The 26,044-nt window shown below is 62.1% G+C and carries 24 protein-coding genes and 1 tRNA gene; 12 read left to right on the top strand and 13 right to left on the bottom strand.

Going from position 1 to position 26,044, the window contains the following annotated elements; translation table 11 throughout:
• Positions 1 to 113: 113 nt before the first annotated feature.
• The 5 genes from GGQ99_RS05405 to GGQ99_RS05385 all read left to right on the top strand — a co-directional run bounded on the left by GGQ99_RS05405 (position 114) and on the right by GGQ99_RS05385 (position 6,281).
• A complete protein-coding gene (locus GGQ99_RS05405; RefSeq protein ID WP_183261207.1) occupies positions 114 to 1,136 on the top strand; it encodes an ABC transporter permease in 1,023 nt (340 codons plus the stop codon).
• On the top strand, positions 1,133 to 1,960 hold the full coding sequence (locus tag GGQ99_RS05400) for an ABC transporter permease (RefSeq protein WP_108608150.1): 828 nt from the start codon (positions 1,133 to 1,135) through the stop codon (positions 1,958 to 1,960). The genes GGQ99_RS05405 and GGQ99_RS05400 overlap by 4 nt, the downstream gene beginning before the upstream one ends.
• Complete coding sequence (locus GGQ99_RS05395; RefSeq protein WP_183261204.1) at positions 1,953 to 3,608, top strand: ABC transporter ATP-binding protein; 1,656 nt, start codon at positions 1,953 to 1,955, stop codon at positions 3,606 to 3,608. Before GGQ99_RS05400 ends, GGQ99_RS05395 begins: the two co-directional genes overlap by 8 nt.
• A complete protein-coding gene (locus GGQ99_RS05390) occupies positions 3,605 to 4,609 on the top strand; it encodes a dipeptidase (RefSeq protein WP_183261202.1) in 1,005 nt (334 codons plus the stop codon). Before GGQ99_RS05395 ends, GGQ99_RS05390 begins: the two co-directional genes overlap by 4 nt.
• Before the next feature lie 94 nt (positions 4,610 to 4,703).
• Positions 4,704 to 6,281, top strand: a complete 1,578-nt coding sequence (locus tag GGQ99_RS05385; protein ID WP_108608148.1) for an ABC transporter substrate-binding protein — start codon at positions 4,704 to 4,706, stop codon at positions 6,279 to 6,281.
• An 84-nt stretch (positions 6,282 to 6,365) separates the two neighbouring features.
• Here the strand turns inward: GGQ99_RS05385 and GGQ99_RS05380 are convergent, their stop codons facing one another.
• Positions 6,366 to 7,268 (bottom strand): LysR family transcriptional regulator, encoded by a 903-nt coding sequence (locus GGQ99_RS05380; protein WP_183261200.1) that lies wholly within the window; start codon positions 7,266 to 7,268, stop codon positions 6,366 to 6,368.
• A gap of 107 nt (positions 7,269 to 7,375) precedes the next feature.
• Between GGQ99_RS05380 and GGQ99_RS05375 the strand changes: the two genes are divergently transcribed.
• Positions 7,376 to 8,734, top strand: coding sequence for an aromatic ring-hydroxylating oxygenase subunit alpha (locus GGQ99_RS05375; protein WP_108608146.1), 1,359 nt, complete (start codon positions 7,376 to 7,378; stop codon positions 8,732 to 8,734).
• An 11-nt stretch (positions 8,735 to 8,745) separates the two neighbouring features.
• Positions 8,746 to 9,873, top strand: coding sequence for a 2Fe-2S iron-sulfur cluster-binding protein (locus GGQ99_RS05370; protein WP_210307739.1), 1,128 nt, complete (start codon positions 8,746 to 8,748; stop codon positions 9,871 to 9,873).
• A gap of 60 nt (positions 9,874 to 9,933) precedes the next feature.
• Here the strand turns inward: GGQ99_RS05370 and GGQ99_RS05365 are convergent, their stop codons facing one another.
• From GGQ99_RS05365 to GGQ99_RS05325, 9 genes are all read right to left on the bottom strand, one after another.
• Positions 9,934 to 10,266: a hypothetical protein gene (locus tag GGQ99_RS05365; protein ID WP_183261198.1), complete on the bottom strand. Its 333-nt coding sequence runs from the start codon at positions 10,264 to 10,266 to the stop codon at positions 9,934 to 9,936.
• A gap of 5 nt (positions 10,267 to 10,271) precedes the next feature.
• Positions 10,272 to 11,087 carry an MBL fold metallo-hydrolase gene (locus GGQ99_RS05360; protein WP_108608143.1) on the bottom strand — a complete coding sequence of 272 codons (816 nt, stop codon included), beginning with the start codon at positions 11,085 to 11,087 and terminating at the stop codon, positions 10,272 to 10,274.
• On the bottom strand, positions 11,087 to 11,869 hold the full coding sequence (locus GGQ99_RS05355) for a TatD family hydrolase (protein WP_183261196.1): 783 nt from the start codon (positions 11,867 to 11,869) through the stop codon (positions 11,087 to 11,089). Before GGQ99_RS05355 ends, GGQ99_RS05360 begins: the two co-directional genes overlap by 1 nt.
• Positions 11,870 to 11,881: 12 nt before the next feature.
• A complete protein-coding gene (metG, locus tag GGQ99_RS05350) occupies positions 11,882 to 13,423 on the bottom strand; it encodes a methionine--tRNA ligase (RefSeq protein WP_183261194.1) in 1,542 nt (513 codons plus the stop codon).
• Between the two features lie 85 nt (positions 13,424 to 13,508).
• Positions 13,509 to 14,564 carry a DNA polymerase III subunit delta' gene (locus tag GGQ99_RS05345; RefSeq protein WP_183262362.1) on the bottom strand — a complete coding sequence of 352 codons (1,056 nt, stop codon included), beginning with the start codon at positions 14,562 to 14,564 and terminating at the stop codon, positions 13,509 to 13,511.
• A complete protein-coding gene (gene tmk, locus GGQ99_RS05340; RefSeq protein WP_183261192.1) occupies positions 14,561 to 15,232 on the bottom strand; it encodes a dTMP kinase in 672 nt (223 codons plus the stop codon). Before tmk ends, GGQ99_RS05345 begins: the two co-directional genes overlap by 4 nt.
• Positions 15,233 to 15,339: 107 nt before the next feature.
• Positions 15,340 to 16,473 (bottom strand): D-alanyl-D-alanine carboxypeptidase family protein, encoded by a 1,134-nt coding sequence (locus GGQ99_RS05335; RefSeq protein WP_246389515.1) that lies wholly within the window; start codon positions 16,471 to 16,473, stop codon positions 15,340 to 15,342.
• A gap of 154 nt (positions 16,474 to 16,627) precedes the next feature.
• Entirely contained in the window at positions 16,628 to 17,923 is a 1,296-nt protein-coding gene (locus GGQ99_RS05330) for a septal ring lytic transglycosylase RlpA family protein (RefSeq protein WP_183261189.1), read from the bottom strand.
• 229 nt (positions 17,924 to 18,152) lie between these two features.
• Positions 18,153 to 18,851 carry a TetR/AcrR family transcriptional regulator gene (locus GGQ99_RS05325; RefSeq protein ID WP_183261187.1) on the bottom strand — a complete coding sequence of 233 codons (699 nt, stop codon included), beginning with the start codon at positions 18,849 to 18,851 and terminating at the stop codon, positions 18,153 to 18,155.
• Between the two features lie 195 nt (positions 18,852 to 19,046).
• On the opposite strand from GGQ99_RS05325, the gene GGQ99_RS05320 reads away from it, so the two are divergent.
• Positions 19,047 to 19,529, top strand: a complete 483-nt coding sequence (locus tag GGQ99_RS05320; protein ID WP_183262361.1) for a RidA family protein — start codon at positions 19,047 to 19,049, stop codon at positions 19,527 to 19,529.
• 34 nt (positions 19,530 to 19,563) lie between these two features.
• Here the strand turns inward: GGQ99_RS05320 and GGQ99_RS05315 are convergent.
• Positions 19,564 to 19,653, bottom strand: a tRNA-Ser gene (locus GGQ99_RS05315).
• Between the two features lie 371 nt (positions 19,654 to 20,024).
• On the opposite strand from GGQ99_RS05315, the gene GGQ99_RS05310 reads away from it, so the two are divergent.
• Positions 20,025 to 21,212 carry an acyltransferase family protein gene (locus GGQ99_RS05310; protein WP_183261185.1) on the top strand — a complete coding sequence of 396 codons (1,188 nt, stop codon included), beginning with the start codon at positions 20,025 to 20,027 and terminating at the stop codon, positions 21,210 to 21,212.
• A 3-nt stretch (positions 21,213 to 21,215) separates the two neighbouring features.
• Here GGQ99_RS05310 and GGQ99_RS05305 read toward each other — a convergent pair whose 3' ends face one another.
• A complete protein-coding gene (locus GGQ99_RS05305; protein WP_183261183.1) occupies positions 21,216 to 21,905 on the bottom strand; it encodes a sulfotransferase family 2 domain-containing protein in 690 nt (229 codons plus the stop codon).
• A 449-nt stretch (positions 21,906 to 22,354) separates the two neighbouring features.
• Entirely contained in the window at positions 22,355 to 23,818 is a 1,464-nt protein-coding gene (locus GGQ99_RS05300; RefSeq protein ID WP_246389417.1) for an MFS transporter, read from the bottom strand.
• A 128-nt stretch (positions 23,819 to 23,946) separates the two neighbouring features.
• Between GGQ99_RS05300 and GGQ99_RS05295 the strand changes: the two genes are divergently transcribed.
• The 3 genes from GGQ99_RS05295 (at position 23,947) to GGQ99_RS05285 (ending at position 25,967) form a co-directional block, all read left to right on the top strand.
• Positions 23,947 to 24,858, top strand: a complete 912-nt coding sequence (locus GGQ99_RS05295) for a LysR family transcriptional regulator (protein WP_183261182.1) — start codon at positions 23,947 to 23,949, stop codon at positions 24,856 to 24,858.
• A 49-nt stretch (positions 24,859 to 24,907) separates the two neighbouring features.
• The gene (locus GGQ99_RS05290) at positions 24,908 to 25,186 is read left to right on the top strand and encodes a DUF2218 domain-containing protein (RefSeq protein ID WP_183261180.1); all 279 of its coding nucleotides are present in this window, start codon (positions 24,908 to 24,910) and stop codon (positions 25,184 to 25,186) included.
• A 112-nt stretch (positions 25,187 to 25,298) separates the two neighbouring features.
• Positions 25,299 to 25,967 carry a DUF2161 domain-containing phosphodiesterase gene (locus tag GGQ99_RS05285; protein WP_183261178.1) on the top strand — a complete coding sequence of 223 codons (669 nt, stop codon included), beginning with the start codon at positions 25,299 to 25,301 and terminating at the stop codon, positions 25,965 to 25,967.
• The last annotated feature ends 77 nt before the right edge of the window (positions 25,968 to 26,044 follow it).

Genomic DNA, 26,044 nt, shown 5'->3' with positions numbered 1-26,044 from the left:
GGGTCGGGCTTGCGCCTGTAACTTCGCGGCCGAGACGGGGAGGGTGGCTTGAGAGACTTCTGTGTCGATAGGGATACGACATCGATTGCGTGCCCGCAGGGCATGGGCGCACGATGACATCGTCGCTCGAAGAGCCGGTATCAAGCAAGCCATTAGCGTCTGCCCGGCAGACGCTACTGCGCAATTCGCTCGGCCAAATGGTCGTGCGCCGCATTCTCCTTGGCTTCGGCTTGCTGATCGCGGCATCGATGCTGATCTTCGGCGGCGTCGAGGCCTTGCCGGGCGATTTCGCATCGACCTATCTCGGGCAGGATGCCACCCCGCAGGCCATCGCCAACATCCGCGAGGAGCTCGATCTCGATCGCCCGATGACCGAGCGCTATCTCAGTTGGCTCGGCGGCATCGCCCAGGGCGACTTCGGTACCTCCTGGTCCAATCGCAACTCGGTCGGCGACCAGATATGGAAGCGGCTTGGCAATTCGCTACTGCTTGCCGGCGTTGCAGCACTCATCGCGATCCCGTTGGCACTGGCACTTGGCATGGTCGCGGTGCTCTACCGCAATCGCATCCCCGACAAGGTCATCAGCATCCTGTCTTTGGCCGCGATCTCGCTGCCCGAATTCTTCATCGGCTACCTGCTGATCCAGTTCTTCACCGTCCAGCTGGGCGTCGCTTCCTTTCCGGCCACCGTCTATGACGGCATGGGTCTTGGCGAGCGGCTTGCGACGATAGCCCTTCCGGTGATGACACTTGTGATCGTGGTGCTGGCGCACATGATGCGCATGACCCGCTCGGCGATCATGAACGTCATGTCTTCGCCCTATGTCGAGACCGCCGAACTCAAGGGGCTTTCGGCGTTGCGCATCATTGCCGAGCACGCCGCGCCCAATGCGATAGCGCCGGTCGTCACGGTGATTGCGCTCAATCTTGCCGCGCTCGTCGTCGGTGTGGTCGTCGTCGAGGTGGTGTTCGTCTACCCCGGCATCGGCCAATACATGGTGGACGCCGTGACGATGCGCGACATGCCTGTCGTCCAGGGCTGCGGGCTGATCTTCGCTGCCTTGTACATCGTGTTGAACATGGTCGCCGACATCGTCTCGATCCTGGCCAATCCGCGACTGAGGCATCCACGATGACATTGCGATCAATGCCAATGAGCGCGCGGATCGGCCTTGCGGGCATATTGCTTGTCTTCGCCTGCGCGATCTTCGCTCCTGTCATCGCGCCCTATGATGAAAGCGCCATTGTCGGCGAAGTCTGGGCGCCGATGGGCGGCGACTTCTTGCTCGGCACCGATAACCTTGGACGCGATCTGCTGTCGCGGCTGATCTACGGCGCGCGGGCAACGCTTTTTGTGGCACTGTCGGCAACGGTGATCTCGTTTTCCATAGGCATGTTCCTGAGCTTCACCGCGGTGGTCTCCGGCGGCGTGGTCGACCAGCTGCTGTCGCGGCTGAACGATCTCCTGATGTCCGTCCCCGCGCTCATCCTGGCGCTGGTCGTGCTTGCGGTGCTGCCACAGAACATCTGGATCCTGATCGTCGTCATGGCCGTCATCGACTCGACGCGGGTCTACCGTGTCGGCCGCGCCGTCGCCCTCGATGTCAGCGTCATGGATTTCGTCGAGGCCGCATGGCTGCGCGGCGAGGGCAAGCTCTGGATCATCTTCCGCGAGATCCTGCCCAACACGCTGGCGCCGCTGCTTGGCGAGTTCGGTCTGCGTTTCGCCTTCTCGATCCTGTTCTTGTCGACGCTCTCGTTCCTGGGGCTCGGCATCCAGCCGCCGATTGCCGACTGGGGCGGCATGGTCAAGGACAACAAGGACGGCATCATCTTCGGTGTTTCGGCGTCGCTCACGCCGGGTGCCGCGATCGCCTTCCTGGTCGTCTGCGTGAACCTCGTCGTCGACTGGCTGATCAACACCACGTCCAGCCTGAAGGGCGCGCGCGACAATGCCTGAGATGCTGTCCGTCAAGAACTTGCGTATCGAGGTCACCGCGCGCCAGCCCGATGGCACTGCGACCAATCTGGTGCTGGTCGATGATGTTTCCTTCGACGTCGGCAAGGGCAGGGTACTCGGTCTCATTGGCGAGTCGGGTGCCGGCAAGTCGACGATCGGGCTGTCGGCCCTGGCTTATGGCAGGGGCGGGGTGCGCATAGAGGGCGGGCAGATCCTGCTCGACGGACAGGACATCGCCAAGCTTGGCTTGCGCGGCATCCGTGCCGTTCGCGGCGCGCGCGTTGCCTATGTCGCGCAGTCGGCGGCCGCCGCATTCAATCCTGCCCACAAGCTCGGGCGCCAGGTGATCGAGGCGAGCATCCGCCACGGCATCATGACGCGGGCGGAGGCGACGAAGCGGGCGGCCTACCTCTTCGGCATTCTCGGGCTGCCCGACCCAGATACCTTCGGCGAACGTTTCCCGCACCAGGTCTCCGGTGGCCAACTCCAGCGGGCCATGACCGCCATGGCGCTGTGCGCGAACCCGGAGCTCATCGTTTTCGACGAGCCGACCACGGCACTTGATGTCACCACCCAGATCGAGGTTCTCGCCGCGATCAAGCATGCCATTGTCGAGACGCAGACGGCAGCGCTCTACATCACGCATGATCTTGCCGTGGTGGCGCAGATTTCCGACGACATCATGGTGCTGCGCCATGGCAAGACGGTGGAATACGGCTCGACGCGGCAGATCATCGAAGCGCCGCGTGAAGACTACACCAAAGCCTTGGTCAGCATCCGCCAGACCATGCGGCAGGAGGCGCTACCCTCGGACGACGCACAGCTGCGCGTCGCGGGGATGACCGCCGGCTACTCGGCGATGGATGTCCTGCACGATGTTTCCCTGATCCTGCCCAAGGGGCAGACGCTTGCCGTCGTCGGCGAATCCGGTTCGGGCAAATCCACGCTTGCCCGCGTCATAACAGGCCTCCTGCAACCGAAGGCAGGGGCGGTCTCGTTCAACGGTGCAGCGTTGCCGCCCGCACGCAAGGACCGCTCACGTGAGCAGTTGCGGCGCATCCAGATGATTTACCAGATGGCGGATACGGCGATGAACCCGCGGCAGAAGATCCGCGACATCGTCGGTCGTCCGCTGACGCTTTATTTCGGCATGCGTGGCAAGGCCAAGACCGAGCGGGTCAAGGAACTGCTCGACCAGATCGAGATGGGACCGCAGTTCCTCGATCGCTTTCCAGCCGAGCTGTCGGGCGGCCAGAAACAGCGCATCGCCATAGCGCGCGCGCTTGCCGCCAAGCCTGAGCTGATCCTGTGCGACGAGCCGACCTCGGCGCTCGATCCGCTGGTGGCCGAGGGCATCTTGAAGCTCCTGCTGCGCCTGCAGGAGGAGACGGCGGTTTCTTACCTGTTCATCACCCACGACATCGCCATCGTTCGCGCCATTGCCGACCGTGTCGCGGTCATGCATCGCGGCAAGGTGGTGCGCGAAGGCGTCAAGTCTGCGGTGCTGTCGCCCCCCTTCGACGACTACACCGACCTGCTGCTCAGGTCGGTGCCCGAAATGGAAATAGGCTGGTTGGAACGTGTTTTGGACGGACGCCGCGTCGTCACCCAGGTGCCCGGCGCGGCCATGGAATTGGAGAGATCATGACTGAGATAACCATCAGCGAACGGGCCAGGAAGCTCTATGCCGACGCCCTTGTCTGGGACACCCATTCCGGCTTCATGCCCGACCCGGTTGCTGACCTGAACAATCTCCAGATATGGCGCGACGCCGGCGTCAACTATCTGTCCATCGATGTCGGCTTCGACCTGATGTCGTGGCAGGACACGGTCAGGACGCTGGCTGCTTTCCGTCGTTGGATCAACGCCCATCCCGAGTACTACACGCTGGTGACAAGCGCCGACGAGGCACTGCAGGCCAAGGCGCAGGGCAAGCTCGCCATCACCTTCGACCTCGAGGGCATGAACGCACTCGACGGCCGCATCGAGATGGTCGAGTTCTACCATCACCTCGGTGTCCGCCAGATGCTGTTCGCCTACAATCGCAACAATCTGGCCGGCGGTGGCTGCCACGACGACGACAGTGGCCTGACAGCTTTCGGCCGGCAGGTGATCGACGAGATGAACCGTCTCGGCATGTTCGTCGATGTGACCCACTGCGGCCACCGCACCACCATGGACGTGATGGAGTATTCCGACCGACCGGTCATCTTTTCGCATTCCAATCCCAAGGCGCTGTGTGGCCACGGCCGCAATATCACCGACGACCAGATCAGGGCATGCGCCAAGACGGGCGGCATCGTCGGCATCGTCGGTCTCAGCAAATTCCTGGGCGACGACAAGGCCAGTTCCGACAGCCTGGCCGACCACGTCGAATATCTGCTCGACGTCGCCGGACCGGCTCATGTCGGCATAGGCCTCGACTACGCTTTCCCGGTGGACATGGCGGGTATCCAGGAGATTCTGGCGGCAAATCCTCAGTTCTGGCCGCTGAGCGAGGGATACGGCACGACACCCACCGTCTATGCCGAGCCTGCGCAGCTTGCCGAGATGACCGAGATCCTTCTCCGGCGCGGACATGCCGACGAGACCGTGCGCGGTGTCCTGGGCGGGAATTTCCTGCGCTTGGCGCGGCAGGTCTGGAAATAGGCAGACCAGTTCGCGGGTCAAAGCCGCGTGCCCGCTGCAGGGCCCGCGCTGAACCTATCCAGTTGAATTTCGACAGATCAAATAGGGGAGAGCAATGAAGAAATCAGGACTTTTCGGAATGGACCTCGCGGCCAGCCGTCGCGACTTCCTCAAGGGATCGATCGGTGCGGGCCTGCTGCTGGGCAGTGGAATGGGTACGGCATGGGCACAAACCGAGCAGGCAGGCACGCCGGTCAAGGGCGGACATCTCAAGCTTGGGCTCGATGGCGGGTCATCGACGGATTCGCTTGACCCAGCCGCCTACATCAGTGCCATCGCCTTCTGCCTTGCCCGCAGCTTCGGCGACCATCTGGTCGAAAGCGATCCGGTGACCGGCAAGGCTATACCTTCCATCGCCGAGAGCTGGGAATCCTCGGACAATTCCAAGACCTGGACCTTCAAGATCCGCAACGACGTCCAGTTCCACAACGGCAAGAAGCTGACTGTCGACGATGTCGTCAAAACGCTGCAGCGCCACAGCGATGAGAAGTCGCGTTCGGGCGCGCTCGGCTTTCTGCGGGCGATCACCTCGATCGAGGGTAGCGGCAACGATCTTGTCGTCAAGCTCTCCGAGAGCAATGTCGACTTGCCGCTGATCTTCACGGCCTATCACCTGGTGATCCAGCCGAACGGCGGCTACGACAACCCGGGCGAGGGCGTCGGCACCGGGCCATACAAGCTGGTCAGTTTCGAGCCGGGCGTGCGGGCGCTGTTTGAGAAGAACAAGAACGACTGGCGCGAGCGCGGCCATGTCGACAGCTTCGAGATCATCGCGATGAATGACCCAACCGCCCGTATCGCGGCGGTTTCAGCCGGGCGCGTCCACCTCATCAACAGCGTCAGTGCCAAGACCGTTCCGTTGCTCAAGCGAGCCCCGGGAGTGCAGATCCTGAACACGCCGAGCCGCGGCCACTACACCTTTCCGATGCAGGTCGACAAGGCACCGTTCGACAACAACGACCTGCGGCTTGCCCTCAAATATGCCATCGACCGCGAGGCCATGCTGCAGACCGTCCTTGGCGGCTACGGCACGATCGGCAACGATTTTCCGATCAATTCCACCTACCCGTATTTCCCCGCCGAGATCGAGCAGCGCAGCTACGATCCGGACAAGGCTGCGTTCCATTTCAAGAAGTCCGGTCATGACGGGCCGATCGTGCTCAGAACCTCGGATGGGGTCTATGCCGGCGCGGTCGATGGAGCGTTGTTGTATCAGGAAAGCGCCAAGAAGGCCGGCATTGCCATCGAAGTGAAGCGCGAACCTGCAGACGGCTACTGGACCAATGTCTGGCGCGCAGCACCGTTCTGCATGTCCTACTACGGCAGCCGCCTGTCCCAGGATCTGATGTATTCGACCGAGCACACTTCGGACTCGCCTGCCAACGAGACCAACTTCAAGCGGCCTGACTTCGACAAGCTGATCAAGCAAGCGCGCGTCGAGGCCGACGAGGCCAAGCGCAAAGAGCTTTATCATGCCGCGGCAGTGATGGTGCGCGATGAAGGCGGCTCGATCACCCCGGTCTTCAACGACCACCTTCTTGCCGCGACGAAGGAGCTCAAGGGCTATGTCCACGATGTCGGCAACGACCTGTCGAACGGCTACGTCGCATCGCGCGCCTGGCTGGAGGCATAACCCGACAGACGCCGCCTGACCCCAGTTGCGCAGCAAACGTTGCTGCGCAACTCATTCGGCCTCGGCTGGCGGCGTGAGCAGACCTCAGCCTTGCAGTGTTTGGTCTGCCACGGAACCGATGAGCGCTTGTACGACGGCCTGAATGGCCGGGCTCGTTTTCGTGCGCGTCACTATGTAGAATGAACCGTGGTGCCGCCGCGACGTGCTGGTCAGGCGCACCAACTGACCAAGCCGCAGGTGTTCTTCGACGAAGCCCGCCCACGCAAGGGCAGCACCCCGACCGGCGATGGTCTCATGCATCATCGACAGATAGCTGGTGAACCGCGGGCCATCGAGGGGCCGTTCGGTGCCAATCCACGACTGCCAGCTGTCGACGGCTCCCGGTTGGGTGATCAGGTGCAAAAGCGGGATATCGAGGAACGCTTGCGGAAACTCCGACGCCAGCGGATGTCGCTCAAGAAAGGCCGGCGAGCAGACCGGAAACCACTCGCCGTCGAACAGTTTCCTGGCAACCAGTCCCGGCCATTCCTCAGGCGTTCCAAAGCGTATCGACAGTGCCACGTCGGGTTGGTCGAAGTCCTTGTAGTCGTTGGATGTCAACAACATCACCTGGCCGTTGGGGATACGCGAAGCGACCAGATCGAACCGGGGCATGAGCCACATTTGCGCTATGTCAAAGCTGCTGCCGACCACAAATGTGTCCCGATCCGGGGCCTGCAGTCGCTCCACCGCCTCACGTATGGTGCCCAGCCCGTCGCGGATCGCCTCGGCGAGCGTGCTGCCGGCATCGGTCAGGAAGACCCGGTTTCCCTTGCGTGTGAAAAGGGTGACCGACAATTGGCGCTCGAGGTTGGCGACATGCCGACTGACCGCTGACTGCGCGATGTTGAGCTCTTCCGCTGCCGTTGTGAGCCCGCCATTTCGTGCGGCCGATTCAAACACGACCATTGCATTGAGAAGCGGCAGCGAGGTCTTCAGTGTCTTCATGGTTGGCTGCCGGCTCGTCTCGCGCTCAATATCTTTTTGTTATGATAGAATGCCACTTACATATTTGCAATCCAGGGCCTTGTATCGCAATTTCCTGACTAATAGTCATGATTAGCTCAGATCGAAGGAGTTCCCTGGTGTCAGGTGCAACAACAAACGGACTTCACCCTGACCGCGCCAAGATCGTCGGGTTGATCGATCGCAGCCGCCCCAACTGGTCGCTGGAGCAGCCGTTTTATGTCGACCCTGCCATCTTCGAGCTGGAGCGCGAATTGTTGTTCCCACGGGAATGGTCGCTGGTGGCTCATGCCAGCGAGGTGCCGGAGAAGGGGCGCTACATCGTGCGAAAGCTCTTCGACGAGGAAATCATCGTCGTTCGTTTCGGCGACGGCGAAGAAGACATCGCGGCCTACTACAATGTCTGCACCCATCGTGGCTCACGCCTGTGCACTGAGGATGGTCGCAGCAGGCTGCTGGTCTGCCCGTATCACGCCTGGTCCTTCAGGCTGACCGGGGAATTGCAGACCCGGCAGGATGTTCCGGCGGATGTCGACCCCGAAGCGCTCGGCCTGCATCGCGTCCCGACGAAATGTATCGGCGGCCTCGTGCTGTGCGGGCTTGACGAAACCAGCCTGCCGGATGTCCAGCCTGTCGCCGATGCGCTGATAGACGGATTGCGCCAGAACGGCATCGACCGGGCGCGCATTGCAGCCCGCAAGACGTATCCCACCAAGGCCAATTGGAAGCTGGTGCTCGAGAACTTCACCGAATGCTATCACTGCCGGCCTGCGCATCCGGAATACTTCAGGGTCAACGCCCATGTGAAGGTCACGGCCATGCGGGACGAAGACAAGGCAGTGCAATGGCAGGAAGAACTCGAAGCCTGGCATAGCGTCATTGGTGACACCGAATTCAACAAGGGCGCATGGGAATCCGGAGATATCGACACAGCGCCGTTCGGCATGTACCGCAAGCCAATTGGTCCTGGCCGCATGACTCTTTCCGACGACGGCCAGCCCGTCTCGTGCCTGATGGGGGGACGCACCTCCTATGATGGTGGCGAAACCGGGTTCCTGCTTGGCCGGCTGTCATTCGTAAGTTCGGCGAACGATTACGTCACCCTGTTCCAGATGATACCGCGCAGTGCCACGGAAACCGACGTCGTCCTGACTTGGCTGGTCGACAAGGATGCAGATGCCGACATCGACACCGATGCCATTACGTGGATGTGGGACGTGACGACCGCGCAAGACAAGACGATCACCGAACACAATGCCGAGGGCGTTACCTCCAGGGCCTACAGGCCCGGACCCTATACGGCCTTGGAGACCCAAACAGCCGCGTTCGTGGGGGTATATCTGGCCAATATGCGGCACCTTATTACCGGCGAACGTCCAGCCGTAGCCCCGCAGTGGCAGCGGCCGAGCAGGGGATATGCGAGGCTCGCGTCCAAAGAAACTGCCTGAGAGAGTGCTGGATGCTCGGGGCGAGGGCAGCCTATGGCCGCTTCACCTCGACAGCAATGGTTGCCAACATGCTGCACAGATTGACCCTGAGCCAAGTCCGCCGTGAAACGGCGGATGCGGTTTCTCTCGTCTTCGACATTCCCAACGCACTGGCGGGGCGTTTCGTCTTTACCCCCGGCCAATACCTCACCTTGGAAGCCGAGATTGAAGGGGAGCGGGTAAGGCGCTCCTATTCGATCTGTTCGGGGTTGGACGACGGCGAGATCCGGGTGGCGGTGAAACAGGTCGAGGGCGGACGTTTCTCGTCTTTCGCCAATCGCAGCCTGACCGCTGGCGGCATCCTTGGCGTGATGGAGCCCAGAGGCCGCTTCATTGTGCCGCCGGCGCGGAAAAAGGGTCGTGTCTTCCTTGCCGCCGTCGTCGGGTCCGGCATCACCCCGGTTCTGTCGATAGCCAGGACGGTGCTTGCCCGCGAGCCCGACAGTCAGTTTGTCCTCGTCTGCGGTAACCGGAAACAGCGGGACATCCTCTTTCGAAGCCAGATAGACAAGCTTGCCAAGGACTTCGCACCCCGGCTCTTGGTGCGCCATGTTCTCTCGCGCGAGCCGGATCGGGCAGGGCTGCTGCAGGGTAGAATTGATGTCGGCAAGCTTGCCGCCATCCTTGGCGAATGCGCCGTGCCGATTTCAGCCATAGATCACGCGCTGCTATGTGGGCCGCCCGAAATGGTTGCGCATCTGAGCGCATCGCTACATGCGGCTGGCCTTGCGCCGAGCAAGATCCACGCTGAATCCTTCCATGCCGCGGCCGCTCCAGTGAAGGCTTCGCCGGATGCCTCACCGGAGGCCGGGGATTCATCCCGGCAAATCGAGATCCGACTAGGTGGGCGCAGCTTCGTCATCAGCGCGCGCCCGGCGGAAACCATTGTCGACGCTGCCCGCCGGACCGGCGTCAAGGTGCCATACTCCTGCGGCGGTGGCACGTGCGGTTCCTGCGTCGCAAAGATAGTTGATGGATCGGCCGACACTGTCCCTGACGCTGTTCTCGAGCCTTGGGAACGGGAGGCGGGCTTGGTGCTCACTTGCCAGTCGAGACCGGGGACTGGTGGTGTGGTTGTAGACTACGACGCGGCTTTTTGATCTCTGGGTGCTGCAGATCAGGGCAGCCCCACCTACATTGCGATAGTCGCATAAGAGATATTATGGAACTAAGAGATGCGGCGCGGTCAGGAGGTACCACAAATACGAGCATACCCAGATGGTGCCCCACAGAACCGAAGGAAGCACGAGGAAGACGATCCAGAAGACTGTATCGAGGCTCCTATCTGCCGTGCTCAAGCGTAGTGAGCGCGCAAGACTGAGAGCGCACTGGTACGCAACCGCCAGCAGCGGCAGCAACGCCAACATCAGCCATCCGGCGACGAATGCCGCGTCGGGTTGGTTCCAGACATGGTCGAAGGTAAGAACCAGCAGAAATGGGATGGCGACGAAAATACCACTCACGACTCTCTTCTGAACGACCTTATCTGTCATCGATATCACATTGAAATATATGGCACTTCTATTGTCATACCGTCATAGGCCGGTTCGACATGCGCCGGCGTGGCCGACATTACCGCCGCGTAGTCCAGCGGCACGTGCATGTGGGTCAGCACCGCGCGCTTGGGCTTCAGCCGCTCGATCCAGTCGAGCGCCTCCGATAGCGAAAGATGGCTGACATGGGGCTTGTGCTGCAGCGCGTCGACCACCAGGAGATCAAGTCCCTTCATCAAGGCCGCAGTGGCATCCGGGAAGTCGCTGACATCCGAGCAATAGGCGATCGGCCCAACGCGGAAACCGAGCGAAACGATGTCGCCATGGGTCTGCGGCAGCGGCAAAAAGGTGAGGGGACCCCCCTCTCCCACTATGGCGAACGGCTTGTCGTGCTCGATCACGGTTGGCCGCACGATCGGCGGATACGAGCTTCCTGGCGGCGTTTCGATGCAGTAGCCGAAAGCCAGTTTCAGCCGCTCGAGCGTAAAATCGTCGGCAAAAATGTCGACCAGGCTGCGGCGCTCGAGCACATAGCCCCGGAGATCGTCGATACCGTGGATATGGTCGGCATGCGGATGCGTGTAGACCACGGCGTCGATGTGGCTGACGCCGGCGGCCAGCATCTGGGTGCGGAAATCCGGTCCGGTGTCGATGATCACGCGCGTCGTGCCGGAAGCCGAAATGCGCTCGACCATCGCGGCCGCGCGTGTGCGCCGATTCTTCGGATTGGTGGGATCGCAGGCGCCCCAGTCGCCGGTGATGCGCGGCGTGCCTGGCGACGAGCCGCAGCCCAAAATGGTGAGGCGCAGCGTATCCGGCATCAGGCCGGCCTTGGCATCTTGGTGAACAGCCTGAAGAAGTTGGTCGTCGTGATCTCGGCCATCTCGTCAGTGCTTACGCCAATGGTCTCGGCGAGCACGGAGGCAGTGTTGGCGACGTAGGCCGGCTCGTTGCGCTTGCCGCGATGCGGGATAGGCGCAAGGTACGGTGCGTCGGTTTCGACCAGAAGACGGTCACGCGGCACGTCCTTGGCGATGTCGCGCAGCTCGCCGGAATTCTTGAAGGTCACGATGCCCGAGAACGAGACGTAGCCGCCAAGCTCGACACCCACGCGTGCAAGCTCCGCGCCTGAGGAAAAGCAGTGCAGGATGAAGGGGAACGCGCCCTTCCCGGTTTCTTCCCTGAGGATCGCCGCCATGTCCTCGTCGGCGCTGCGGGCGTGGATGACCAGCGGCAATCCGGTCTCGCGCGCAGCCGCGATATGGACCCGCAGACCCTGTGCCTGTGCGTCGCGTGGCGACTTGTCGTAGTGATAGTCGAGACCCGCCTCGCCGATGGCTACGACCTTTGGATGCGCCGACAGCCTGACGAGATCGGCCACGGTCACGTCGAGTTCCTCATCGGCATTATGCGGATGGGTCCCCGCCGAGCAATAGACCTCGTCATATTCCTCAGCAATCGCAAGCACTTGCTCGAAACGCTTCACGCGTGTCGAGATGGTGACCATGCGCTCGACGCCGGCCGCCTTGGCGCGCGCGATGATATCCGCGCGCTCCTCGGCGAAATCAGGAAAGTCGAGATGGCAGTGACTGTCGACCAGCATTTTTCGACAGCCTCAGTTTTCCGTTGCCTGCTCGACATAGCGCGGGAATACCGGCTGGGGTGCCGGCAAGGGCGCACCCGAGACCAGCGCATGCGCGGCATCGACGTGAACAAAATCCCGGTCGGTCACGGCAAGCAGGTCGAGCAGCTTCGATGCCGACTCGGGAATGAAGGGCTGGCACATGATGCCGACGCGGCGGATCACCTCGGCCGTCGTCCACAGCACCGTTTCCATGCGCGCCGGATCGGTCTTCTTCAGCGCCCACGGCTCCTGTGCCGCAAAATAGCGGTTGGCTTCCGCGACCACGGCGAAGATCGCCGCAAGCGCGTGGTGGATCCCCTGCTCCGCCATTGCCTTGCGTGCCGTGGCCAGTGCTGCGGTTGCCTGGTCGAGGATGGCATTGTCGGCGTCTGCCAGTTCGCCGCGCTGTGGCACCACGCCATTGCAGTTCTTGGCGATCATCGACAGCGAGCGCTGCGCCAGATTGCCGAGGTCGTTGGCAAGATCGGCATTGGTGCGGTTGACGATCGCCTCATGGCTGTAGCTGCCATCCTGGCCGAACGGCACTTCGCGCAGCAGGAAATAGCGCACCTGGTCGAGGCCGTAGTGCTCGACCATGGTGAACGGGTCTACGACGTTGCCGAGCGACTTTGACATCTTCTCGCCGCGGTTGAACAGGAAGCCGTGGCCGAACACGCGCTTGGGCAATTCGATGCCGGCAGACATCAGGAACGCCGGCCAGTACACGGCATGGAAACGCACGATGTCCTTGCCGATGATGTGCACGGCAGGCCAGTAGGCCCACTTCTCGGCGTTGGTGTCGGGATAGCCAAGGGCGGTGATATAGTTGGTCAGCGCATCGACCCAGACATACATCACGTGCTTGTCGTCGCCCGGCACCGGCACGCCCCAGTCGAAGGTCGTGCGCGAGATCGACAGGTCCTTCAGGCCCGAGCGTACGAAGCTCGCAACCTCGTTGCGGCGTTCGTTGGGGCCGATGAAGTCGGGCTGGTTGTCGTAGAGCGCCAGCAGCTTGTCCTGATAGGCCGACAGCCGGAAAAAGTAGCTCTCTTCCTCGACCCATTCGACCGGCGTGCCCTGCGGGCCGTAGCGGATGTTGTCTGGACGGACCTCGGTCTCTTCCTCGCCGTAATAGGCTTCGTCGCGCACCGAATACCAGCCGGCATAGCTGCTCTTGTAGATGTCGCCGCGGTCGGCCATCGCCTTCCAGATCGCTTGCGAGGCGGCATAGTGGCGCTCTTCGGTGGTGCGGATAAAATCATCGTTCGACGCATTCAGAAGAGTCGCCATCTTCTTGAATTCATTCGAATTACGATCTGCCAACTCGCGCGCCGAGATGCCTTCCCGGTTGGCCGTCTGCAGCATCTTGATGCCGTGCTCGTCGGTGCCGGTAAGGAAGAACACGTCCTTGCCGTCATGGCGCTGGAAGCGGGCAAGTGCGTCGGTGGCAATCAACTCATAGGCATGGCCGATATGCGGCTTGCCGTTGGGATAGGAGATCGCGGTCGTGATGTAGAATTTTTCGCGGGACATGGATGGCCGTCATGAATGTCGAATGAAAGGGTCGCGGTGAGATAACGCATCGGCATGGCGATTGCCATCCCGGCTCGGACGAGCGTCACATTCGCATCGCGGCATTCAGGCGGTCGATCATGGCCAGGACGTGCTGTTTCTTGTCGAGGTTGTAGGTTTCAGTCTCGGATATCGCGTTTTGCGCATCGTGCCAAGCATCGGACAAAAGGTTGGCCCGGGAAAGGTCGGAGGCGCGCGCGGCCTGCGACGCCGTGTCGGACAGAAGGTCCAGCGCACGGCGATTGAACATCTCGAACTGGATGGCGCTGTCGCGGCCGGCCACGGCATCGGCCAGCCGGTGGGCGGCACCGATGTCGTTGCGCCCCGACTGCACGATCTTGTCCAGTGCTTCGGCAATCTCCAGCCCGCCATACTGGGTGAGCAGGATCGCAGCGCGGGCGCTGCCCCCTGCCCGCAAGACCAATGCCGCGCGCGCTTCCGGCTCGTCAGGTGCCGGCTGGTCGGTGGCGGCAAGTGCCGAGAGCAGGCTTTGGTCATCCAGTGGCGTCAACCGAATGGTCTGGCAGCGCGAACGGATGGTTGGCAACAGGCTGCCCGGCGCATGCACGATCAGGATGAACAGCGTGCGTGCAGGCGGCTCTTCAAGATTCTTCAGCAACGCATTGGCAGCATTGGTGTTCATGTCGTCGGCCGGATCGACGATGACGACCCGGTAGGCGCCGTCATGAGAGGTCATCGACAGGAAGCGCGACACCTTGCGGATCTCGTCGACGGTGACGACCGACTTGAAACCCTTGGTCTTGTCGTTCTGTGGCCGCGTCAGGTGCAGCACCGCGGGATGCGCCCCGGTTGCCACCTGCCGGAACGATCCCGACCGCGGATCGGGATCGGCCAGCGTTTCCGGTGCGCTTAGGTAGTCGGGGTGTCGCAGCAGATGATGGGCAAGGTGAAATGCAAGTGTCGCCTTGCCGATGCCGACGGGGCCGGCGAGGATCAGCGCGTGCGGCAGCTTGCCGGAGCGGTAGGCTGCGGTGAGCATCGCGATCGCCTGCTCGTGCCCGAACAGATGCGGATTCTCCGCCGGCTCCGGAATGCCGTCCAGCGTGTCGTGCTGCTCGGGAGCGATGCGCTCGAACATCAGGCGTCCGCCCTCGCCCGGCTGCCGGCCGATGCACGCGCCTCGAGCGCTGCAAACACCGCATCGGTGATCGCGTGTTCGACCTCTTCCTGGTCCTTCGCGGCATCGATCACCACGCAGCGGTCCGGTTCGTTCTCGGCGATCGCCAGATAGGCGTTGCGCCGGCGCTGGTGGATGTCGACCGTCTCCTTCTCGAAGCGGTCGGCGACATCCTGGCCGCGCCGCGCAGTGGCCCGCCGCAGCCCTTCCACCGGGTCGAGGTCGAGGATGAGCGTCATGTCAGGCATCATGCCGTTGATCGCAACGCGCTCGACGGCCGTCATGAAGTCTGGGTCGAGGTTGCCGGTCACGCCCTGGTAGACGCGCGAGGAATCGAGAAAGCGATCGCAGAGCACGATGGCGCCGCGCTCGACCGCCGGACGGATCACCTGCTCGACATGGTCGGAACGGGCTGCTGCAAACAGCAACGCCTCCATCTCCGGCCCGAAGGGCTCGGCTGCACCCGACAGCAGCACGTGTCGCACCGCCTCCGCACCTGGCGAGCCGCCGGGTTCCCGCGTGACGATGATGTCGTAGCGCTTGTCGCGCAGCTTGGTGGCCAGGCGCTCGATCTGCGTCGACTTGCCCGCGCCCTCGCCGCCTTCGAATGTGATGAAGAAGCCGCGCGCCACTCCAAAGCCTTTCTGTTCGCCGTATCGCAAGTTCAACCGAACGAACGGCCTCACGGCATATGTAGGTGTCGAAGCTCTAGCGTCGAGAGTGGCAAAGGTCCACCCGACTATCGCAGCCAGCCGATGGCAAGTTCCTTGACCGCGTCCAGGGCGCGGCTCTGCAGCGAGCCGACCTCGACGGATTCGGCGGCATATAGCGGCGTCTCCTGGCTCAGCGTGTCGCCGATCCAGACCTTGAGCGCGCCGATGGGCGTCCCCTGCGCCACCGGTGCCGCGACGGGGCCGTTGTAGACGATGCGGGCGACAAGCCGCTCGCGATTGGTGATCGGCAGGAACAGCGAGATCGGCTTCTGTGCCACCAGCTTCACATGCGATTTCACGCCACCGAACACCTGGGCTTCGCCGACGGTTTCGTTGGCCGCGAATATCTCGCTTTTCTCGAAGGCGCGCATGCCCCAATCAAGCAGCTTGCGTGCTTCTTCCGAGCGCTCGCGGTCGCTGGCGAGCCCGCCAAGGGCCGCAAACAGCCGCCGTCCCTCGCGGTTGACCGAGCCTACGATGGCGAACCCCTCGCCTTCGGTGAAGCCGGCGGCCAGGCCGTCGGCGCCGATGTCCATCGCGATCAGCGGGTTGCGGTTGCGCTGCAGGATCTTGTTCCAGGTGAATTCCGGCAGGCCGTAGTAACGGTAGTATTCCGGATAGGTGCGCCAGATGTGCAGGCCGAGTTGCGCCAACTCGCGTACGCTGGTGGTCTGGCCCGGCATCGGCAGGCCGGTCGAATTGACGAATGTCGATTTCGCCAAGCCGATCTCGCGGGCACGCTCCGTCATTTGCAGGGCGAAATTGGCCTCTGAGCCAGCCATGCCTTCAGCCAGGATGATGCAGCCGTCATTGGCGAGCTGCACCGTCACGCCCTGGATCAGGTCCTCGATGCGGATCTGCGACCTGACGGCGGCAAACATGGTCGAGGCCCGCGATGCCGCACCGCCGGTTCGCCAGGCGTTCTCGCTGACGGCAAATGTGTCGTCGAGCTTGTAGCGGCCGGTCTTGAGGGCGTTGAACACCACCTCCATCGTCATCAGCTTGGCCAGCGAGGCCGGCGCCATCGGCTTGTCCGGCTCTTTCGAGAACAGCACCGTGCCGGTTTCGGCATCGATCATGTAGGCCTGCGCGGCCTTGGTCTCGAACAGCTGCGCCTGGGCCTTACCGATGAAGGCAAGCGCCGCAAGAAGGCCGATCATCAAGGTGAGCGGCGCGGATAGTCTGAAGGTCATGAAAGATACTGCCCCGTTCGGCCCCGTATTCCGGTCGAGCGCCTTGAACCTATCAGTCTTCAATCGATGGGATCAACCGTGGCCGGGCAGATAGCCACAGTTCCTCGCACCGAAGATCCGGTCAATCGTGGACGGCGAACGCGTCGGGCGCACCATGCGACCAGGCCGCCTTGAGCGCTGCGTCGAGCGATGTCTTGCCATCCGGATAGAGGTCGACCGAATACCAGGTCTTGCCTTCGAAATCGGATTGTTCGACCAAGGTGCGACCATAGGCCGACAGCGCCTTGGCAACGCGGCGTGCTTCCTCGCCATTTTCGAAAGTTCCGGCGGCAACGTAGGTTTCCGAGTCCTGTTCGGCACGTGGGCCAGGATTGAGGCGCTTCCAGGAATCGACGATGTCGCTTGAGGACATGGCCTTGCCTTCGAGTGCGTCGAAGGCTTTTGCCGCACCGCCGACGCGCTCGCTGGCATAACCCGTGGTGGCGATTGCCATGCGGGTCTGCGGAATCGGCATCGTCGCATCTGGACGCTCGGGAGCGATCGGCCCGAAATCGGGAAGCACCACATCGATGATGCCCTGCCCCTGTGCCGTCATGACCGGCTGGTCGAATTGTGCCGCTTGCGCAGCGAGCGTGTTGCCAGACGCACTGGCAAGGGTCACCGCGGGTGCTGCATCCGTCATGGCGCCAGGGAAGGCAGTCGCCTGCCCCACGGCCGCGCTTGGCGTCGGGCCGTTCATGGCAATCATCACGCCGGTCGGCAGGCCGTCATTGATCGGATCGCCCATGCCTTTGCCCGGACGGTAGGAGGCGAGCAGATACTGGTCGTCCTGTCCGTCGAGCGGTGCCCGGCCGACATACTCGACCTTCACATTGGCCGTGCCGCTGTGGGCGTAATCGAGCATCTCTGCCGCACGCTTGGAAAGGTCGATGACGCGGCCATTGGAATACGGGCCCCGGTCATTGACGCGCACGATCACCGAACTGCCGTTCTTGGAGTTGGTGACGCGGGCATAGCTCGGCAGTGGCATCGTCGGATGCGCCGCCGTCAAATTCGTCATGTCGTAGACTTCGCCATTGGCGGTCAGCCGGCCGTGGAACGCGTCGCCATACCACGAGGCGGCACCAACGGCGGCGTAGTCCTTGTCTTCCTTGGGATAATACCACTTGCCCCGTACCTTGTAGGGCTTGCCGGTCTGGTCGCGGCCGCCGCCGCGCTGCAGGCCCGACAACTTGGTCGTGACGCGTGGGCTCGCTTTGACGCCGTACTCGGATTCGGCGAAATATTCTTTCGAACGCTTCTTGCTGGCCACGGACTTGGGCTGCTGCGATGCGCAGCCGGCAATGAAGACAGCGGTCGCCGCGAGAATGCTGATCGCGGTTGCGCGACCAAGACGCGTGCGCGTCGAATTCTGCATTTTACTCAGGTCCCCTGCCAGTACCAAGCGAGCGCCGCTCGTCGAATCGCAACACCGCTGCGCTAAAAATGTAAAAACAGTTCGCGCACGTTATCCCCGTCCACTTGTGCGCAGGTAATTCTTGCCAGCGTATTAATCGACTGTGGTTCGAAACGGGCGAGATTGCGGCGTTATTGTGGCGAGCCTGTTGGCTTGAAGGACACTGTCTCGTCGGAGAGATGAAGAATGTTCATTGTCTCGCGGCGAAGCCGTCAAGCATGAAGTCGAGGCCTCTGCTGAAGGCGCCATCCCAATCACTGTCCAACAGCAGACGGGAACGTTCTATTGTCGGGTAGCTTTCGCTGAGGCGTGTAAGGCGCTGCTGCGCGACGGCCCTGTCATCATCCGAGAGCTCGAAGCTCGCCCGGGTGACGGTGGCGCCCATCACATAGTTCCAGAGCGACCATATCGCGACGTTCAAATCTGCATCCGCTACGCCGGCTCGGGACAAGATCTTGCTCAGCAGTTCCAGGCGACCAAGGATGTTCGGGCCGAGCGCCCGGCGCGGCAACAGCGATGCCGACCAGGGATGGCGCAGCATGCTGGCGCGCCAGTCTTCGAGCATGTGGACGACTTCGCCGCGCCAGTTTCGAGGCTCTCCGGTTTGCGGCGGTTCGCGATATTCGAGCACCGAGTCGAGCGCCAGATCGAAGACCTTCTCTTTGTTGTCGACGTGCCAATACAGGCTCATCGCGCCCGAGCCGAGGCGATCAGCCAGCCGACGCATCGACAATCCGCCGATTCCTTCCGCGTCCAGCAGTTCTACAGCGGTGGCCACGATCCGTTCTCTGGAGAGGGGCGGTTCGCTGTGTGGCTCCTGCGCGGGCTGGAGTCCCGCGCTTGGCCGTTGAGACCGTTTGCTCTGGGCGCCGCTACGCTTGGCTGCCATTCGTATTCCTCACTGTCGGAACCGCAATTTTGGCAGGCGACGTCAGGAATGTCGATCCTGAGTGGTTGACTCGTACGTTGTACCACACGATGAATCGCACAGTGTACGAGTCATCCCATGGCGACGACGAAAGTTCGATCATGCCGGCTGCGCAGGTACGTTGCCCGCAGCCAGCAGAGCCAAGAGAAAAGAACCATGTCACGAACAATCAAGCATCTGCTTATCGGAGGCCCAATTATCATGCCCGCAGGAGTTCCCACCGCCACGACAGCGAATGAGTTCAAGCTGTCCATCGTCAATCCAAGAAATCTCTACGACCCGTCGCCAAACGGCTACAGCACGGCGGTGATCGTGCCGGGCGGAGCCAAGATGGCTTACATCTCAGGACAGGGCGGCCAGGACAGCAGGGGAGCCTTGTCGCCCGACTTCGCTGTCCAGGTGAAGCAGGCCTACGCGAATTTGCGCAGTGCCATCGATGCCCTCGGTGCCAGGCCGGATCAGGTTGCCAAGCTCACGGTCTTCGTGGTCGATCACGACATGTCCAAGCTCGAGGTGCTGACCAGGAACGTCAAGGATATGTTCGGCGAGACACTGCCGGCGCAGACCCTGGTTCCCGTCCCCAAGCTTGCCATCGACCCCATGCTCTTCGAGGTCGAAGCCATCGTCATGTTGGAATAGCGGTACTGGTCGCTCTCTAGCGTGGCCACCGATGTGGCGGAGGGAGTGGGATTCGAACCCACGGTGAACTCGCGCCCACGCCGGTTTTCAAGACCGGTGCCTTAAACCGCTCGGCCATCCCTCCAAGGCTGGAAAACGCTAGCTTTTTTGGATTGCTGGCGACCTCAGATCAGGTCCTTGCTACCATTTGCTACCGAGAGCCTTACGGCTTCGCCTTTACCGCGCTCCTGATCGCGGCGTCAACCTGTTCTGAGGCATCCGCTTGCATGCCCCGTATCACATGGCTGTAGAGACCGAGCGTCATGCTGATCGAGGCATGCAAGCCGTTCGCTGGTAACCTTCGGTTGGACATCGACCGCCAGCATCTGCGAGGCATGGGTCCAACTCGTCCAAGCGGATGCGCGGCTGGGAAGAAGCCGGAGAAAGACCGGACGAACCGCGCATAATTCCTCAGGCAGACTTTTGCGGAGAAACGAACGATGATACAGCCTCGGCATGGGGGCAAGTCACTCGAACAAGCTAGTGGCACTGGAGTCGTTGCGAGGGATTGCGGCCTGCGTTGTCGTGATCACCCACTGCACCTTGGCTTTCTATCCGCAATTCGTCGCTTCGTTGTACAACGGAATGACGCCATCGGCATTTCAGGTTTACGCTGGCCCATGGCTCATACTTTTCAATGGCGCGGCCGCGGTTCTCATCTTCTTCGTTCTGTCGGGCTTTGTCCTGTCGAGGCGGTATTTCCTGACAGGTGACGCCAGCGTTCTCTTAGCTTCAGCCATAAAGCGGTGGCCTAGGCTCATGGGTCTGGTCCTGGTGTCCACGATTACGTCTGTAACGCTACTGATTACCTTGCCGGATCGCACGATTCTAGTGGCGGAGATTTCCGGATCAGCGTGGCTCTACGGCGCGGCTTTCGGCGGCATGCAGGGTAGACTTGAGCTGAGTTTCGTGGATGCCTTCATGCAGGGAGCTCTGCTGACATTCGTTAGAGGGGATTCTTACTACAACACCAGCCTCTGGACTATGTGGTGGGAGTTCGTGGGCAGTTTCATTGTCTTTGCATTTGCGCTGCTACTGGCAAAAGTTCGGGCGGGGGCGACAGCCGCTGCAGCAATGATGATCGCATCGGCCTTAGCATTCTTTTGGTCCCCATATATCGGCGCGTTCGTCATCGGAGCATCACTCAGTTACGTATTGGCAAGAAGGCCGGTGGTTTTGCCAACCTCCGTTGGTGTTGCTCTCGTTGCGTTCGCGGTAGTTGCTCTTGGTTTTCATCCATCCGGGTGGCTTGGCCCTGGGCCTCTCGTCAAGATGGGTGGAACCGTTGGACCCTATCTCTGGATCGCCGCGGCCACGGCTTTGGTGTTGGCGTTTGCTGCTTGCGAGCCATTCATTCGCGCAATGAGCTCCGGCTTCTTTGCCTGGCTGGGAAGGATTTCGTTCGCTCTATACGTAATCCACGTCGCGATGATCGCCCATGTTGGGTGTCTCGTCTATCTGTCCGTACCAGGCTCTATTGCTGCCCCCTCGGCATTCCTGGCTGCGGTCGTGGCGTCTTTCGCTGCCGCAATCCCGCTTTCGGCTTTTGACCGTCTGTGGCTGAAAAAGTTGAGGGCCCTAGACAGCATTCCTAGGTGCCTGGATAGCTGGTTTCGCCGAAGAATGCCGGCGCCAGCAGAATAGTATTCAGCCGCCTCGAGTGCCCGCGAGTGCCAGATCTGTCTTGTAGTTGAATGCAAGAAAGTCACATTGATAGCGCGAAATGATCTTTTGGCAGGAAGTCGGGTTAAGGGCTAGTGTTGCCTCTTGTGATGCGACCTCTGGAGAGATGTTTCGGAAGCCTTCTTCGGGGCCGGTCCAAACTGTCCCCACGCGGGTGAAAAGTTCCCGCATTGCCTCGTCATACGCCTCGATCTTGAAGGTACGGTCGACCTCATGAGATGTGCCGTGGGCTGTAAAGGTCGTCTGCGGCTCCAGAATTCTGTCGATGCCCGGGCCATCCCAGTAGGAATGCGCGATGAATTCGTTGACGTTTTGGAACTCGTCCATGATCTCGCTTCCATTCCATTCGCGCCACCGCTTCAGAAAGCGAAAAGTTGAAACCGCGCGGTCGAATGGATGTCTGACGAAAGCAAATGTGAAGTAGGTGCGCCACCGATCTTTTCCAATCGCCTCAGCGAGCTCCTGTGCCGTTGAATGCTTGCTTACCCGAAAGCGGTTGGAATAGGCGGGCAATAGCGCCTCGCCAAATTCCGTGCCGCCTAATTCGATATCGCAAGCCCGAGTAAGCGATGACAGATCAAGGGTTGCCGCGGTTCCCGCGCACTTCGGAATATGAACGAAAACAAAACGGTGGGTATTGTTGATCAATGCCATAAGCTTACTCCTGACGTCTCGTCGCCTCCGCCCGTCGCCGCGAGTGGGGCCGATTTCGCGCAGGCCTGACCGATCTTCAGCTGCCTTCGGGCCTCCGCCAGCCTACCCGCGGGGCCGACGATAGATCACGCGCACGCCAGCCCGGAACGTGCCAAGAAATCGCCGAGGGACAAGGGCAGACGCTGCCAGCGCCGCGATACTAGAGCACACCGCTTCTTCCAGGCAACCGATGGAGGCACATACAGGAACCACGGCGTCCCTTCGGCAAAACTCGCTGCTTCTGTTGAGCGTCTTTGATTTGCTCGTTCTGGTGGTTTAAGGAAGAGACGGCCAATGCCAGCCAAGCCAGCTGCAGCGACTGCCGAGAAGAGCCGCAACACGGCTCGTGCCATCGCCGCGTCAACGTGTTCGATGCAAGTTATCAGCGCGCAAAAGGCATCGCCCGAAGGTTACTCGGGAGACGCCTTGCCTGCGTTCAATTCGGGTCCCGACAGCCGGCGATAGGCGGCAAGCGCAATGGCCAGCGAGACGACAATCAAGCCTGCCGCTGCGGCGAACGTCGCCTGCATGCCCGTCGCCACGGCGTCCGGACCTGCCGCAGCGATGTCCGCCTTCGAGGCGAACGCGAACACCGCACCCATCACGGATGCACCAGTGATCAGCCCGACATTGCGTGCAAGGTTGAGCATCCCTGACAGAACGCCCCGCTCGCCAGGCTTGACGTTCGTCATGACGGATGTGGTGTTTGCCGCCTGAAACAACTGGTAGCCCGGTGTCAGCACCGCAATGGCGAAAGTGTAACCGACGATTCCGTAGATTGCAGGTAGCAATGCCAGCGCCATGGCGCCCGCCGCCATCGCGACCAGCCCGACCATGACGATTTGCGGCGCGCCGAAACGATCGACGATGCGGCCAGCGGGCACGCCGCTCAGTATGGAAATGACTGGCCCGATCGACATGACGATGCCGACTGTAGCTGCATCAAGCCCTAACCCGCGGGAGAGGTAGAACGGCCCTACGATGAGTGTCGCCATCATCACTGTGGCGACAAGCGCGTTCATCGTCAGGCTTGGACCCAGCACCGGATCGCGGAGCCTCTGCAAATGGATCAATGGCGATGCTGTCCTGGCCTCGACCAGGACGAACAGCCCTCCCCCAAAAGCCGTAGCCAAGAGCAGGAGAATGTTGAGGTACCCGAAATTGCCGCGCCCGATCGTCATTGCCAGCGCGTAGGCTCCGAGGGTGGCGGCAAGCACCAGCGTCCCCGTCACGTCGAAGCCCTGACGGGCGGGCCCCGCTCTTGTGGTGCCAACAGGCAGGTAGCGAAGCGCGAGCCAGAAGGCCAGCAAACCCAGCGGCACATTGACGAGGAAGATCGACTGCCAGCCGAACATGGCGATCAACAAGCCGCCGAGCGATGGGCCGAGAGCGGTGCCGGCCGCCGACATCGTCCCGAGCAGGCCCATGGCACTGCCGATCCTTGTCTGCGGCACCGTCTCGCCGACGATGGCCATGGTGAGGGCCAGCATGACGGCTGCTCCGGCACCCTGCACTGCCCGTCCCACAACAAGAAGCCAAAGTGTCGGCGCCGCGGCGCACAAGCCCGATGCCAGTGTGAAAAGCATGATGCCGGCCAGCAGCAGCCGTCGGCGACCTGTGATGTCACCGAGCCGTCCGGCGCTCACTACGAGGGTGGTGATGGCCAGCAGATAGGCCAGTACGACCCACTGCACCTCCTGGAAGGAGGCGTTGAACGACTGTTCCAATACAGGCAGGCCGACATTGGCGATGCTGGTGCCAAGCGACGACAGCAGCATCGACAGTGCAAGGCTGGCGAGTGCCCATCGAGCCGACGATCCGGGGCCGGTCCTTCCGACCACTGCCTCATCCTGTTCTGTAGCGCGGTTGTTCAACACGACCTCCGTTTCCCTGCTCCCGGCATGGAGCCTGGAGAGACGTAACCCTTGTTGTGGTGTGGCGGAACGCGCACCGATTGCACTTCATTCGTGCGTTTGGCGCCATGTCACTATAAGGTCGAGACATGTCGACACCCGATCTCAACCTTCTCGTCACCCTCGATGTGCTGCTTGCGGAAGGCAGCGTTGCCCGCGCCGCCCGGCGGCTGCGGCTCAGTCCATCGGCGATGAGCCGGGCGCTGGCACGGCTGCGCGACACCACTGGCGACCCGCTGCTGGTGCGGGCCGGGCGTGGGCTGGTCCCCACGCCCCGGGCCGTTGAGCTTCGCGAGCAGGTCGGTCGCCTGGTGCAGGAGGCGGAGGCAGTGTTGCGTCCCGCCGACAAACTCGATCCCAGGAAGCTGGAGCGAACCTTCACGCTGCGCACCAGTGATGGCTTCGTCGAAAACTTCGGGCCGGGCCTCCTTTCTCTGCTCGGCCGTGACGCGCCCGGCGTGCGGCTGCGTTTCATCCACAAGCCGGACAAGAACAGCGAGCCCCTTCGCGACGGAAGCGTCGATCTGGAAACCGGCGTTGTCGAAGAAACGACAAGTCCGGAAGTGCGGGTTCAGGCGCTGTTCCGGGACCGTTTTATCGGTGTCGTGCGCATGGATCATCCGCTGGCACAGGGCGAAGTCACGCCTGCGCGATATGCTGCGGGACGGCACGTCTACGTTTCGCGCCAAGGCCGCGACACCGGGCTCATCGACGAGGTCCTGGGCTCGGCCGGGCTGCGCCGCGAGATCGTCACGATCGTCAGCGGATTTTCGGCAGCACTGACCCTGGCGCGCTCTACCGAGCTGATCGCCAGCGTTCCCGAGCGCCACACCGGCAATCTCCGGACGGGAATGCACAGTTTTGCGCTTCCGGTCGCCGTTCCCGAGGTCACCGTTTCAATGCTCTGGCACCCGCGGCTCGATGCCGACCCGGCACATCGCTGGCTGCGCGAACGGGTTCGTGAACTCTGCGTGGGTGCCTTTTCCAAGCGAATCGGGTGACTAATTGCGCATGTTGGCGCACAAGGCCGCGATTACTCCGAGGACAATCATGCCGAAATCAACCGCAGTCGTCGCAACGGAACATGCAAGCCGCTACCTGCAGCAGCTGTGCAAGCACTGGAGCCACAAGTTCGCCGTCGAGTTCTCGCCCACCACGGGGCGCATAGACCTGGGCGAAGGACGGGTGGTCGACCTTTCGGCCGACGACACGTCGCTGACGGTCGAAGTGGAAGCCGCGAACCTGCCTCAACTCGAGCAGGTGGTCGTCGACCATATCGTGCGCTTCGCCTTCCGCGAGGAACTGAAGTTCGACTGGCGCGCCAGCTGAGCGCAGGCCCGAGGTGATGCCGAAAACCCGACCTACAGGAGCCGACCGTCAACCTGGCACTCGCCAGAATCCGGCCCGCTCGCCCGCACCCGGCAGCCTGGGACGCAGCTGAATGCTCGAGACGGCTCTTTACATCCCGGTCAAGCGTTTCCTCGAAAACCTGGGCTTCGAGGTCAAGGGCGAGATCGGCGGCTGCGACCTGCTGGCCTTGAGTGCCGACGCGCCGCCGATCGTGGTGGTGTGCGAACTCAAGCTGCAATTCAATCTCGAACTGGTCCTGCAGGGCGTCGACCGGGCTGCGGCGGCGGACGAGGTCTGGCTTGCGGCGCGCATGTCGCCGCGCGGCAAGGGCCGCGAGGGCGACAAGCGCTTTCGCAATCTGTGCCGGCGGCTGGGCTTTGGCCTGCTTGGCATCTTCGACGACGAGCGCGTCGAGGTGCTGCTCAGCCCCGACGCGCCTGCCCCGCACAGGGACCCCAAGCGCCGCTCCCGGCTGGTAGCAGAGCACAAGCGACGGCAGGGCGACCCGGTGGCCGGCGGCGGTTCGCGCGCGCCGATCATGACCGCCTACCGCCAGGACGCGCTGAAATGCGCAGTCGCGCTTGCCGATGGCGCCAGGCGGCCGCGCGATCTCGCGCCGACGGTATCGCGGGCTGCCAACATCCTGCTCGACAACGTCTACGGCTGGTTCGTCCGGGTCGAGCGCGGCGTCTACGACCTCACCGATGCCGGGCGCGAGGCGCTGCAGCGCTGGCCCCAGGCTCCCTTGTCGGGCGACTGAAACCTGCCACGGCCTGGTCGAAGCAATGTTTTGTCGCGGTGGTCGAGCACGGCGCAAAAGCCTGTTATTGTCTCAGC

The organism is Aminobacter niigataensis, assembly GCF_014200015.1.
In the GTDB taxonomy this organism is placed as follows: domain Bacteria; phylum Pseudomonadota; class Alphaproteobacteria; order Rhizobiales; family Rhizobiaceae; genus Aminobacter; species Aminobacter niigataensis.
Note: the sequence above shows the minus strand (reverse complement) of the source record. Positions and strands in the feature narration are given on the sequence as shown.